Source organism: Arthrobacter sp. BF1 (genome assembly GCF_056680215.1).
The window spans coordinates 2,620,791-2,633,551 of record NZ_CM155271.1; the positions used below are offsets into that span (position 1 = coordinate 2,620,791).

Annotated in this window: 11 protein-coding genes; 3 read left to right on the forward strand and 8 right to left on the reverse strand. The window is 67.6% G+C overall.

What is annotated here, in order from left to right; all coding sequences use genetic code 11:
* Nucleotides 1-26: 26 nt before the first annotated feature.
* Nucleotides 27-674, forward strand: a complete 648-nt coding sequence (locus AC1MCD_RS12285; protein WP_498672292.1) for a phosphoribosyltransferase — start codon at nt 27-29, stop codon at nt 672-674.
* On the opposite strand, the gene AC1MCD_RS12290 is transcribed toward AC1MCD_RS12285, so the two are convergent.
* From AC1MCD_RS12290 to AC1MCD_RS12305, 4 genes are all read right to left on the reverse strand, one after another.
* Nucleotides 671-1,957 (reverse strand): MFS transporter, encoded by a 1,287-nt coding sequence (locus AC1MCD_RS12290; RefSeq protein WP_498672294.1) that lies wholly within the window; start codon nt 1,955-1,957, stop codon nt 671-673. The two genes, AC1MCD_RS12285 and AC1MCD_RS12290, sit on opposite strands and share 4 nt — an antisense overlap.
* A 121-nt stretch (nt 1,958-2,078) precedes the next feature.
* Nucleotides 2,079-5,183: an AAA family ATPase gene (locus tag AC1MCD_RS12295; protein WP_498672296.1), complete on the reverse strand. Its 3,105-nt coding sequence runs from the start codon at nt 5,181-5,183 to the stop codon at nt 2,079-2,081.
* On the reverse strand, nt 5,180-6,415 hold the full coding sequence (locus tag AC1MCD_RS12300) for an exonuclease SbcCD subunit D (protein WP_498672299.1): 1,236 nt from the start codon (nt 6,413-6,415) through the stop codon (nt 5,180-5,182). The genes AC1MCD_RS12295 and AC1MCD_RS12300 overlap by 4 nt, the downstream gene beginning before the upstream one ends.
* Before the next feature lie 92 nt (nt 6,416-6,507).
* Nucleotides 6,508-7,464 carry an MIP/aquaporin family protein gene (locus AC1MCD_RS12305; RefSeq protein ID WP_498672301.1) on the reverse strand — a complete coding sequence of 319 codons (957 nt, stop codon included), beginning with the start codon at nt 7,462-7,464 and terminating at the stop codon, nt 6,508-6,510.
* Between the two features lie 184 nt (nt 7,465-7,648).
* On the opposite strand from AC1MCD_RS12305, the gene AC1MCD_RS12310 reads away from it, so the two are divergent.
* Entirely contained in the window at nt 7,649-8,728 is a 1,080-nt protein-coding gene (locus AC1MCD_RS12310; RefSeq protein WP_498672303.1) for an ADP-ribosylglycohydrolase family protein, read from the forward strand.
* Here the strand turns inward: AC1MCD_RS12310 and AC1MCD_RS12315 are convergent.
* Together AC1MCD_RS12315 and AC1MCD_RS12320 are read right to left on the reverse strand one after the other, a co-directional pair.
* Nucleotides 8,715-9,233 (reverse strand): DUF4395 domain-containing protein, encoded by a 519-nt coding sequence (locus tag AC1MCD_RS12315; RefSeq protein WP_498672305.1) that lies wholly within the window; start codon nt 9,231-9,233, stop codon nt 8,715-8,717. The two genes, AC1MCD_RS12310 and AC1MCD_RS12315, sit on opposite strands and share 14 nt — an antisense overlap.
* A gap of 55 nt (nt 9,234-9,288) precedes the next feature.
* The gene (locus AC1MCD_RS12320; RefSeq protein WP_498672308.1) at nt 9,289-10,302 is read right to left on the reverse strand and encodes a 3'-5' exonuclease; all 1,014 of its coding nucleotides are present in this window, start codon (nt 10,300-10,302) and stop codon (nt 9,289-9,291) included.
* A 127-nt stretch (nt 10,303-10,429) separates the two neighbouring features.
* Here AC1MCD_RS12320 and AC1MCD_RS12325 point away from each other — a divergent pair, with 127 nt between their 5' ends.
* The gene (locus tag AC1MCD_RS12325; protein ID WP_498678320.1) at nt 10,430-11,200 is read left to right on the forward strand and encodes a DedA family protein; all 771 of its coding nucleotides are present in this window, start codon (nt 10,430-10,432) and stop codon (nt 11,198-11,200) included.
* Between the two features lie 103 nt (nt 11,201-11,303).
* On the opposite strand, the gene rdgB is transcribed toward AC1MCD_RS12325, so the two are convergent.
* Together rdgB and rph are read right to left on the reverse strand one after the other, a co-directional pair.
* Nucleotides 11,304-11,960, reverse strand: coding sequence for an RdgB/HAM1 family non-canonical purine NTP pyrophosphatase (rdgB, locus tag AC1MCD_RS12330; protein WP_498672310.1), 657 nt, complete (start codon nt 11,958-11,960; stop codon nt 11,304-11,306).
* Entirely contained in the window at nt 11,957-12,715 is a 759-nt protein-coding gene (gene rph / locus AC1MCD_RS12335) for a ribonuclease PH (protein WP_498672311.1), read from the reverse strand. The genes rdgB and rph overlap by 4 nt, the downstream gene beginning before the upstream one ends.
* Nucleotides 12,716-12,761 lie beyond the last annotated feature (46 nt).

Sequence of the window (12,761 nt, forward strand, 5' to 3'; positions counted from 1 at the left end):
GGGCGGAAACAGCCGGAGAGGGGCCCATGAACACGCGTTTTGAAGACCGCACCGATGCCGGTGAGCAGCTGGCTGCGGTGCTGACGCAGTTTCGGGAACGCCCTGATGCCATCGTGCTGGGACTGGCACGGGGGGGCATCCCGGTTGCGGCCGCAGCGGCCAAGGCCCTCTATCTGCCTCTTGGGGCCGTCCTGGTCAGAAAGCTCGGCATTCCCGGCCACGATGAAACAGCGTACGGTGCCCTGGCGTGGTCCGGGGGCCGCGTAGTGCGGCTCCTCAACCGTCCGCTTATGGCCCGTGTCCTTGAGCACGGCGTCCGTCAGGAGTGGCTGGATGAGGTGGAGGCCCGTGAGCGGGCCGAACTCCTACGCCGGACGGAAACGTACCCAGAGATCAGCCACGATCTCGCGGGCAAGACGGTCCTCCTGATCGACGACGGACTCGCCACCGGAGCAACGATGCGCGCCGCGGCGGAGGCCGTCCGTTCGGCCGGCGCGGCAAGTGTGGTGGCCGCCACCCCGGTCGGGTCAGTGGAGGCCTACACCGCGGTGTCCCAGGTTTGCGATGCCGTGCTGTGCCTGCATCTGCCAGGTAAATTCCGCGCAGTGGGAAGCTTCTACCGGCACTTCGAACAGCTGACCGACGAGGATGCAATCAGCTTTCTGCGGGCCTAAGCTTTCGACCCCTGGTGCCGGCGGTGCCGGAGCAAAGCCGCAGCGGCCACACCGAGCACAAACAGGGCACTCGCAGCAACAACAGGCACCACAAAGGCCGCCTGGTAGCCCTGCGCCTGGGCAAGCTGGCCCGCAAGGAAGGCTCCCAGCGCAGTGCCCGCCACAATCCCGCTGGCCAGGGCAGTCATCACCGTTCCCAACCTCTCTGCGGGGCCAACGATTCCGCCGATGGTAAAGACCGTGACCATGACGGGCCCAACCGGCAGTCCCAGGACCAGCAACACGCCGACCATCCCGCCCAGCGAGTCAGGCACCACAAGCAGCAGGGAGAGGGCCGCCATCACGGCCGCGCTGACCATCCAGCGGGCCACAGGCTTGAACCGCCTGGACCAGTAGGCCACAGACAGGGCAGCAGCGGCGGAGCTCAGGCCCATCACGGCATACAGCAAGCCGGCGATTTCGGAGCTGGCGAAGCTGGCGGAAAAAGAGCTCAGGGCCGTCTGCGTGGAACCGAAGAAAGTCCCCATGGCCACCATGGCCAGGACGGGCACGGCAACGGCGGCAGGAATCCTCGCCACCCCGGCTCCGGTGGCTCGCTTCAAAGGAACCGCTTTATGGGTAGGGTGCACGGCAAAGGCAGGAACCAGCGTCACGGTCATAACAACGGCCAGTGCCAGCGGCAGCCAGGGGGCCACCAGGCTCGCGAGGATGCCCACCAGGGCCGGGCCCAGGACAAAGGTCAGTTCGTCGGCCGTGCCCTCGTAGGACAAAGCTGTGTCCAGATCCCGCCCGGCGTGTTTGCCCCCGTCCCGGGACGTCAGGGCCATCCAGCGGACGCGGGCAAGCGGCCCGACCTGCGGGCAGGTTGCGCCGGCGAGGAAGGCCGCTACCGTCAGCGCGGCGGGGAAGGATTCATTGGCGGGAATCCATGCCGAACCGATCAGGCCCATGACGGCCAAAGCGTTAAGTACTGCGGCCACCAGAAGCACGGGACGCTGCCCGTGGCGGTCTGCGAGGGCGCCGAAGACCGGCGCTCCGAGGGCAGAGCCGATCCCTACAGCTCCGGCTGCCATGCCGCCCAGGGCGTACGAACCGGTGGCCGAAGTGACAAGAGTCAGGGCGCCCACCGTGAGCATGGCAAGTGGCAGCCGGGCGAACAGGCCCAGGGGGATGAAGCTGCGGCCCGCGAGGTGCGGAAGCCTGGCGAAGCGGCCGGCAGGCGCCGGGGCCGAGGCGGTGGAGGAAGCCGGGACAGCCGTTGTAAGAGTTGCTTCCGCGGGCATTGACACAGGGGCAGACACAGAAGACAGAGGTGTGGGGTTCAAGATTTCGGGCTCATTCAGTCATGCGCATCGTCCCTCCTCCCGATGCGCGAAACCCGGTAACCCTCGAATTATACCGGGATTACACCAGGACGTCGGCCGCGTCGGAGATCCTGAGAGTGGAACCGTTTCTTCCCTTCAGGACCTGCAGTTGCGTTCCGATGCGCTGCTTCATCTCCCCCACGTGGCTGACGAGGCCCACAACGCGTCCGCCGTCGCGAAGGCCTTCCAGCGCATCCATGACCTGTTCCAGTGACTGCTCATCCAGGCTGCCGAAGCCTTCATCCACAAAGAGCGTGTCGATCTGGATGCCGCCGGATTCCTGCTGGACAACGTCCGCCAGACCCAGGGCGAGGGAGAGGGACGCCATAAAGGATTCACCGCCGGACAGTGTGGAGGTGTCGCGGCGGTGCCCGGTCCACTGGTCCACCACCTCCAGGCCCAACCCGGACTTTGCCCCGCGTGCTGCCTTGGCATCGGAATGCTGCAGCAGGTAGCGGCCGTCGCTCATGGCTACAAGGCGTTCCGAAGCGGCCAGCGCCACCTGCTCCAACCGTGCCGCGAGGACGTAGCTGTTCAGGCTCATGCGATAGGTGTTGTCGCCGCGCCCGGCGGCGACGTCTGCCAGCGCCGTGAGTAGAAGGGCGTGTTCCCTCGGCCCCCGCGCCGAACCGGCGAGCTGTCCGTACTCGTTGCCGATTGCAGCCAGCGACTCGACGCAGCGTGCAGCCATTCCGGCGGCAAGGTCGGCGTCGCGGGCCTCCTGGCTGGCCCCCGTGGCGGCGGCCTGGAGCTCAGCCACCAGATCGTCGTCTACTGCCGGGTCTGTAGCCGCTTCCTTCAATGCCAGCACCAGCTCCTCAGACGCGAAAAGCTCGTCAAGGCGCGCCTGTTCGTCTTGGCCGGCACGGACCTCAGCCTGCAGGGCCGCCGCCCCTGCCCCCGCCAGCAACTGTGCCCTGGCTTCTTCGGCGGTGCCGAAGCCGGCGTCCGGCAACGCTCGCTCGAGCTCCTGGCGGGCTTCCTCTGCGCGGGCGTTGGCCTTCTCCAGCTGGGCCCGGGCTTCCACGGCTTTCTCCAGCGTGGCCGCGGCCTCCTGCAATGACCGCAGCCTGCGCACTAGGCTGCGGTGGCCACCGCGCAGGCCGGACAGGGCCTGGTCCAGGGAGGCCAGATTCTCCGCCACCTCTGCAATCGCGGCAGTGACCTGAGCAAGACTGGCGGCGCCGGTGTGCTTGGAAGCTTCCGTCGCCGCAATCCGGGCATCCAGGGCGTCGATCCGTTGCCGGAGCTTTGCCAGTTCCTTCACGGCCTGCTGGGACTGGTCAGCGGCGTGACGGGCTGCCGCCACCGCCTGCACCGCCTCCTCCTCCGGGGTATCGCCACCCTGGCCGACAAGGACTGCCACCAACTGGTTTGCGTCGCCCAGCGCGGTACTGTCCGCTGCCAGCTTGGCCTCCGCGTTCTCGTTGGCGTGTTGCGCGGCCTCCTCGGCCTGGCTGAGCCCGAGAGCTGACGCTGCCGCTTCCGCTGGAGCGGGGTGGTCTTCGCTGCCGCAGACGGGGCAAGCCTCCCCCTCGGCCAGTTGGGCTGCGAGTTCGGCGGCAGCATTGGCAAGCCTTTCTTCGCGCAGGTCCAGCCAGCGGGCCTTCGTCTCCAGCTGGAACTCCCGGGACGCCGAGTGGCGCTGCGCAGCCTGCGCCTGCGACTTGACTGCCGCTTTGTACCGCCGGACAACGTCCAGGAGTTCTTCCGCTGCAGCTGCTTCCTTCGCATGCAGCACCGCTGCCGAGGCCAGCGTTTCCACTTGCTGCAGTCCGGCCGTCAGGTCCGACTGCTCCGCCCGCAGGTTTCCGAGAAGCTCGCCCAACGCAGCATCTGTTTGGCTGAGTTCCTGCTGCTGGGTCCCGAGTGAGGTGCGTCTGGCGGCCAGCGTGTGGAGCCGCTCTTCGTCCGGCAGCCGCGCCTCAACCACAGCCAACAGGGAACGGATCCGGCTGAGCTCGCCCGCAAGATCAAGACCGACGACGGCGTCCACAGCACCGTCCGCATCCAAAGCGGACAGGTCCAGCTGTTCGAGTTCGGGGTCTTCGCCCGCCGCCAGCCGCAAGAGCGTGATGGCGGCTTCGAGGGCCCCTGCAGCGTGCCGGACCTGGGTTTCCCCTGACCGGACAGCCTGCAGCTGTCCGCTGAGCACCTCGGCGCCGCGGTGCCGTTCGAGCGTCGCGGCCTTCATCTCCAGGCCGGGCAGGCTAGCCTCAACGGCAGCCTTCCGGGCCTCGGCCGCGGTGAGCCGGCGCTGACGTTCGCGCCGCACCGCTTCCTTTTCGAGCCGGGCTGACGCGAATTTACTCCTTGAAGCCGCAGCCTCCGCTGCCGAGGATAGTCCTGTGGCCCGCCCAGCCACCGCTGCCTGCAGCCAGCCGATCCGGGCGCCTGGTTCCTCAGGTGCCGGCCCGCCCGCCGCCCCTGGCGCTTCAGTAGCCGCCTCTTCAGCGGCTGTGCCATCAATCAGTGCTGAGGCTTCTGCCTCAGCACGCGACGCGAGCAACTCAAGCTCCCCGTTCAGCTTCGCGACGTCGTTCCGCGCGGCCTGCGCCTGGGCCGACAGTTCCTGCTCCAGCGCTTCGAACCGCTGTGTACCGAAAAGCTTCTGCAGCAGCTCCAGGCGATCACTCGCCTTGGACCTCAGGAACGCGGCGAAGTCGCCCTGGGGCAACATGACCACCCTGGTGAACTGCTCCCGGTCCATGCCCAGCAGTGCCGTAATCTCGGCGCCGGCTTCGTCGTTGCGTCCGGATTTGTCCGTCCACGCCCCGGCGATGCGTTCCCGGAGCAGCGTTTTGGCCTGTTGCGTAGTGAAGCCGTTCTTGCCGCGGGCGCTCGGCTTGTCCCAGGCCGGTGACCTGGTGACCTCGAAATGCCGGCCTTGGGCGGAAAATTCGCAGGTGACGGCAGGCTCCAGCGACGGTTCGGCGTGATCGCTGCGGAGCCGTTTGCCGTCCTGCCGGGCGCCAGGCACGGACCCGTACAGCGCGAAGCAGACCGCATCCAGCACGCTGGTTTTGCCAGCCCCGGTGGGCCCGTTCAGGAGGAAGAGGCCGTGGGCGCTGAGCCTGTCAAAGTCGATCTCTTCGGTGCCGGCAAACGGTCCGAACGCGGAGATGGTCAGGCGGTGAATCCTCACAGCGATGCCTCCTGGAGACGCACATTGTCCAGAGCCGCAGTGAGAGCCAGCCGCTCGGCGTCGTCCGCATCCCGGCCCCGGACGTGATCCAGGAAGCCGCAACAGACCGCAAGGTCATCCTGGGCCTCGGCAAGCCGGGTGCTGTAACTTGGGGACGCCTTGGCGGAGCCGCCCTGCGGGTCAAAACCCAGGACCAGCGTGTCCGGAAAGCGCGCCCGCAACCGCTCCATGGCCTGCTGGGGGCGCTGCGCATCAGTCAGCGTGATCTGGCAGTAAGCGTCCTCGGCCCACGCATGATCGCCGGACTCAAGCAGGTCGGAAATGCCACCGCGGAGCACCGCCAGCTTCCGCGGAGCCTCCCAGGAAAGCTCCGAGACGCCGGTGACGCCCTCCGGACCGACGTCAACAAGCCAGCTTCCCTTGATGTGCTTCGCCTCCGAGAAGGAGTAGGCCAGGGGCGAGCCTGAATACCTGACCGTCGGGGACAGCGTCTGCCGGCCGTGCAGGTGGCCCAGGGCCGTGTAACTGAAGTCGTCGAACAGGTCCAGCGGGACCGCGCCCACTCCCCCGATGCTGAGGTCCCGCTCGCTGTCCGAGCTGATGCCGCCGCTGGCGAACGTGTGGGCGAGGACCACTGAGTGGACCGTTCCTTCTGCGCTGCGCCGGGCCAGGTCAGCCCGGATCCGGTCAGTGGCCGCACGCGTGACCGCGAAGTGGCTTGCCGGCTCCGCACCGAGTTGTTCGGCGACAAGGCGCGGCTCCAGCCAAGGAATTCCGTAGATGGCCAGCACGGCGCCGGGCGCTTCATTGCCGCCTGCACCGACGTCGGCCTCCCCGCCGGACACCCCACCGGCGGGCGCAGCCCCCTCCGCCTCCAGGGGCAGGATCAGCGGCTGGTCCAGGTCCGCCAGCCTGGTCCGCAGGTGCACTCCACCGCGTTCGAGCAGGCGGGAGGCGAAGCCCAGCCGGATGGCAGAGTCATGGTTGCCGCTGGTCAGCACCACCGTGGCGCCGGCCTCTGTCAGCCGTACCAGGGCGTCGTCCAGCAGGCCCACGACGTCGACCCCTGGCAGGGCGCGGTCGTAGACGTCACCGGCGATCAGGACAACGTCAATCCCCTGCGAGGAGACGGCGCTGACGAGTTGATCAACGAATGACCGCTGGGCGTCCAGCATTCCGACGCCGTGGAAAGACCGGCCCAAATGCCAGTCCGATGTGTGCAATAACCGCATATTCCTACGCTAACGGCTGCCACCGACAGTTGAGGCAACCGCCGCAGCAGACTGTCTCTGATGGCTCCGCTGACGGGTCCGCCCCTGTGCTCCTAGCCGCGCTTTCCGTCGAAGAATTCCTGGGCCTCATCGCGGCGAGTCTGCGCTTCAGCTGCAGGCGTTCGAGGGGCCCCGGGAGTTACAGCATCGGGAGTCACTGCGTCGGAAGTGTCAGCCTCGTCAAGGCCCTCGGAGTCGTCAATTCCGTCACCATCAGCACCATCAGCCAACGAAGCGGCAGGGGCGTCCCCGGTGGCGAAGCCACGGAAGGCGAGCCCGGCGATGCCTGCGCCCACGAGCGGCGCAACCCAGAACAGCCACAGCTGCTCAAGGGACCAGCTGGAGCTGAACACGGCCGAAGCGGTGGCGCGGGCCGGGTTGAAGGGTGCGTTGCCCACGGAAAGGCCGAGCTGCAGCAACACTGCGAAGGCCAGCCCCACGGCAATGGCGGCGGCCGGCTTGTTCAGGTTGTTGCGGGCAGTGGTGCCCAGGAAGACGGCAACCAGGATGGCGGCTCCGAGTACTTCGAGCAGGAGCACGGCGGCCATGGGGGCCTGAATGATGGAGTGCTCGCCGAAGCCGGCGGTCACGGTGTCGAACGCGGTCCGGCTGTCCTGGATGCCCGGCAGGGTCCGGAGGATGCCGAACAGCGCCAACGCACCCAGCAACGCCCCCACCAGCTGCGCGGCGATGTACGCTGCCGCGTCACCAAGGCGGATCCGCCCCGCGACGGCGTGGCCCACCGTCACGGCCGGGTTGAAGTGACCGCCGGAGACGTAGCCGAAGGCCAGCATGGCCGCGGTCACCGCCAGGCCGGCTGCGAGCGCGGCGGGCAGCGGGCTGGACTGGGGAATGGAGAACAGGGGCACGCCCAGGCCTGCCACCACAACAAAGAGGCTGCCAAACGCTTCCGCGGACAGCCTGGACACCAGCCCGTGCCGGACACCGGCACCGCTGCCGGCCGGCAGCCCGGAGGCGGAATCATGGTGGACGGGAACAGACGTGGTCATGGTGGGCAGTCCTTATCGTTGGGGGCGTCGCTGCGCGGCAAAGTGTCGCTGCCGGCGGGAAGTGTTCCGCGGCGGCCTCTGCATTGTGCCAAGGAATTCTGGGCATTGGCTGAGTCTGAGCTTAGTTGATGGTCCACGGGGCAGCAGGCGCGGTCCGCTTCCGGGTCACGGTAAATTGGCTGGTATGAGCATTGACCCGGGCGCCGGCGCGCCCTCACTGAAGTCCCGCATCCACGGCTGCCTCCTGGGCGGCGCACTGGGAGACTCGCTGGGCTACGCGGTGGAGTTTGACTCCATCGAGGTGATCCGCGGGCGCTTCGGCACCGCCGGCGTGACGGACCTCGCAATGCTCGACGGCGGCAGTCACTTTTCGGACGACACGCAAATGACGCTGTACACGGTGGACGGACTGGTCGAGGCACTGGAATGGGCCAATGATGGGGTGGGTGCCGATGTCAACGCCTGCCTGTGGCTGGCGTACCTGCGCTGGCTGGACACCCAAGGTGAGCCGGTGCCGTCGTCGGCCCCGGTGCAGCCAAAGCGCTGGATTGACGGCAACGTGGTTCTCCGGCACCGCCGCGCCCCCGGGAACGCGTGCATCAGCGGGCTGGCCGGCGGTGAAATGGGAACGGTTTACCGGCCGGTCAACCCGGACTCGAAAGGCTGCGGCACCGTGATGCGCTCGGCGCCGTTCGGCCTAATCCCGCATATAGCGCCCGACGCCGTCTATAAGTTGAGTGCCGACGCCGCCTCCCTGACGCACGGCCACCCGTCCGCCCGGCAAAGTGCCGGCAGCTTCAGCCTCCTCATTCACCGCCTCGTCGCCGGGGACAGCCTGCAGGATGCCGCGGAGGCGGTCCTGGACCAGGCGCGCGGCCTGAAGGATGTGGCGGCGGAGCTTCCGGAGCGCCTGGCAGCGGCAATCCGGTGGGCGGAATCAGGCGTCCTCGCGCCGGAGGAACTCGTGCGGGAACTCGGCGAGGGCTGGGTCGCGGAGGAAGCGTTCGCCGTCGGACTTTACGCCGTCCTGGCCACGGCACCCCGCGTGGACGCCGCGGCGTCTCCCGGGGACCACTTCCGGGCAGCCATCGCGCTGGCAGTCAATCACAGCGGCGACAGCGACTCCACCGGTTCCATCGCGGGCAACATCCTCGGCGCTTTTTACGGCGAGGCAGCCCTACCCGCGGAATGGCTCGAGGCCCTCGAGGCGCCTGAAGTCATCCGCGGGATGGCCGATCTGCTGGTGGGTGTTACGACCGCCTGAGCGCCACGTTGTTGCAGGCCTCGCAGATGTCCTCCGGGATCAGGCCCCGGCGCTGCAGGACACCGAAAATCACGCAGCCCAGGCAGAACCCGGCGAAAGCCTCGAGAGACGCTGCCGCGATCAGGACCGCCAGCACAATCCAGGCGGCCGGGGCGGCGCCGGCGGCGAACAGGATCAAGGCCGCGGTGGAGACCACGGTGCCGATGCCCTGCGCAAACCGCTTCGGCGGTCCGGACACCAGGCGGGCGGGGCCCAGCCGTGGCGCGAGGACCTTGACGGAGAGCAGGGCCAGCGGCGAAAAACGCGGCCCGAAAAGCACCCGAAGCCAGAACCCGGCAGCGATCAGGAGGAGCCCCCAGCCCGAACCCGAGAGGAGGGTGGCGCCTGCAAGGAGCACCACCAGGCCCGCGGTGATCCGGGCCGCATACTCATTGACGGGATTGGGAAAGGCAAACACGGCGGACCAGTTGATGCCGCTACGTGGGCCGCTCGTCAGTTTGCTCATCGTGCAAGGCTAGGAGCCGCGGCCGCAGCATGGAAGATTTATTGCGCCCGATGAACTAGACGGCCGCCGCACCTGCGTAGCCGCCCACCATCTGCAGGAACTCGCCTTCGGAAAGAACTTCGATGGGCTGGCCACGGTCGTGTAGCTCCAGGACACGCCGTGCCTTGCCTGTGAGCCTTCCGGACCGCAGGTCGGAGGCCACAAACCCGTCGCCCACCACCAATACCGTAGTACGCGCAGTCACGCGGCTTTCCGGCCGGGCGCCTAGCTCGGCCGAGCGGACTTTGGCCTCCGGCCGGGCCATGGCGAGCTGCCCGGTGAAAACGACCGTCTGCCCGTACAGCGGGTGGGACGGCTCGGCGTCCGCATTGGGGAGCGGGTTGGCCCCCTCTTCCGGCCAGCCCGACATAAAAGGGCGCACGGGTGCTCCGCTGAGGCCGGCCGCAGCGGCGGACAGTGCGGCGAGGCTGGCTTTGGACATGTCGCCGCGTGCCGGGTCGAACGCGTCCTGACGGGGCAGCTCCAGGCCCAGCGAGAGATAAAGCTCGGCAATGCTGTTGGCGTTGTTCCGGGCAGCGATGTCGATCAGGATGCCGGCGCACGCACGGGCGTCCTCCGCGGCGTCGTGGTGATTGACCAGCGGGACGCCGGCTTCCTCAGCGGCGAACGGCAGTGAATTGGACACCAGGGAGTAACAGCGCCGGGACAGCATCACGGTGCAGACATACTCGTAGGCCGGGCCTGCCAGGCCTGAGACCTCCAGGCCGGAACGGATTACGCCGAGGTCAAAAGCCGCGTTGTGGGCCGCCAGGATGTCACCGCCAATAAAGGCGCCAATCTCCGGGAACAGCTCACCGAAGCGGGGAAAGCCGGCAACGTCCTCGGAGCGGATGCCGTGGATCCGGACGTTGTGATACTCAAAGTGGTCGTGGTTGGCCGGTGGCCGCATCAGCCAGGACGCTTCCTCCACAACACGCCCGCCCCGTACCTTCGTCAGGCCCACCGCGCACGGCGAACCCCGGAAGCCGTTGGCCGTTTCGAAGTCGATCGCCGTAAAGTCCAGTCCCACGGCCCATACTTTACCGCCGGACGAAGCCGTTTCCGTGTCACGGGGGCGGCTCTGTCATGGATATCACCAGTCCGACGCCGGGCGGCGCGGGTGTGTCAAGTACCCTAAGTAGGTGAACTTTCATGCGATCAGTGACTTTGCCGTGCCCATGCTGGGCGGTGCAGGACCCATCCAGCCACAGCTGGCTTCGTTCCTGCCCGACTGGCTGAACCCCGATGTCTTCCTTCGCGACTCCCCGCTCGGACCGTGGGTGGTCCTGCTGGTCTGCGCCATTGTGTTCGCCGAAACGGGCTTGCTGGTGGGCTTCTTCCTGCCAGGCGATTCAATGCTGTTCACCGCCGGCCTGCTGGTGTCCACCGGCGCCATCAAGTTCAACCTGTGGGGCATGTGCGGGCTGATCATCGTGGCCGCGATTCTGGGCAACCAAACCGGCTACCTCATTGGGTCCAAGGCCGGCCCGGCAATCTTCAACAAGCCCGAGTCCAGGCTCTTCAAGCGCGAGAACGTTCAGAGCGCCCACGCGTTCTTTGAAAAGCACGGCGGCAAGGCGCTGATCCTGGCCCGCTTCGTCCCCATCATCAGGACCTTCGTGCCCGTCATTGTGGGCGTGGCACAGATGGACAAGAAAAAGTTCTTCCTGTACAACGTCATCGGTGCAGTGCTGTGGGGCGGCGGCGTGACGCTCCTGGGCGCGTGGCTGGGCCAGTTCAGCTGGGTAGGCGACAACATCGACATCATCTTTATCTCCATCGTGATCATCTCCGTGCTCCCGATCGGCATCGAAGTACTCCGGGGCATGTCGGCGAAGCGCCAGGCATCGCACTTCGACACGGATCCCGTGGACGAATTCCTCGAAGAGCATGAGCCCCGCGAGGAACGTAAGACCAACCTGGACTAGCCGGCCTAAACCCGGAAACGATTGAGGGAGCCGCACAGTGTGCGGCTCCCTCAGTCATTTGGTTGCTGCGGCCTACCGCAGCGGCGCGCGGCAATGCCTGGCGCTATTGCCGCGCCAGAGCATCGACGATCGCCGGCAGGAGCGCCCGGAAGGCTTTGCCCCGGTGGCTGATGGCGTTCTTCTCTTCCGGGGAGAGCTCCGCGCAGCTGCGGTCCTCGCCAAAGGGCTGCAGGACGGGATCGTAGCCGAAGCCGCCCTCGCCCCGCGGCTCGCGCAGCAGGGTGCCTTCAAGCTGTCCGTATTCCACAACCTCCCCGCCGGTGCCGTCCGCGGAGGGAACGGCCAGCGCTGCCGCGCAGACGAACGCCGCACCGCGGTGCGCGTCCGGCACATCGGCGAGCTGGTCCAGGAGGAGCCTGAGGTTGGCGGCGTCGTCGCCGTGCCGCCCGGCCCACCGGGCGGAAAAGATCCCCGGCGCCCCGCCCAGGACGTCCACTGCCAGGCCCGAATCGTCGGCGATGGCCACTAGCCCGGTGGCCTCCGCCACGGCACGCGCCTTCAGGAGCGAATTCTCGGCGAAGGTGACGCCCGTTTCGACGACGTCCGGCGCACCCGCCGCCGCCGCGTCCACCACCTGGGTGTCGACGTCGAGCCCCGGAACCTGGCCGCGCAGGAGTTCGCGGAGCTCCCGCAGCTTGCCCTTGTTGTGGGTGGCGAGGACGAGTCGCGGAAGCGCGCTGCCGGGGGCAGCCACGCTCACAGGACGTCCGCGAGGGTTTCGCGCTGGATCGCCGCCAGCTGGGTGGTGCCCAGCAGGGCAAGGTCCAGCAGTTGGTTGAGCTCGTCACGGTCGAAGGGAGCGCCCTCGGCGGTGCCCTGGACTTCGACGAACTTCCCGGATCCGGTGACCACAACGTTCATGTCGGTCTCGGCGCGGACGTCCTCAACGTAGGGCAGGTCCAGCATGGGCACGCCGTCGATGATGCCCACGGAGACTGCCGCGATGGTGTCCACCAGGGGCTGGGCGTTCCTGGCGATCAGCTTGTTGTCGCGCGCAAAGCGGATGGCGTCGGCAAGAGCCACATAAGCGCCCGTGATGGCGGCCGTGCGGGTTCCGCCATCGGCCTGGAGCACGTCGCAGTCCAGCACGATGGTGTTCTCGCCCAGGGCTTTGGTGTCGATGATCGAGCGCAGCGACCGGCCGATCAGGCGGGAGATTTCGTGGGTCCGGCCGCCAATCTTGCCCTTGACCGATTCGCGGTCCGAGCGGGTGTTGGTGGCGCGCGGCAGCATGGCGTATTCAGCTGTCACCCAGCCCCGGCCTTCCCCCTTGAGCCAGCGCGGTACGCCCGCCGTCAGCGAAGCCGTGCACAGCACCCGGGTGTTGCCGAACTCGATAAGGGCAGATCCCTCAGCCTGCTTGGACCATCCGCGGGTGATGCTGATGGGGCGGAGCTGGTCGGGGGCGCGGCCGTCGGCACGCACTACGGGCACTGCAGTTGCTTCAGAAGTCATGCCTTTAGCTTATCGACTCGCTGTGGGGCGTCCCGCCATGGGCTGC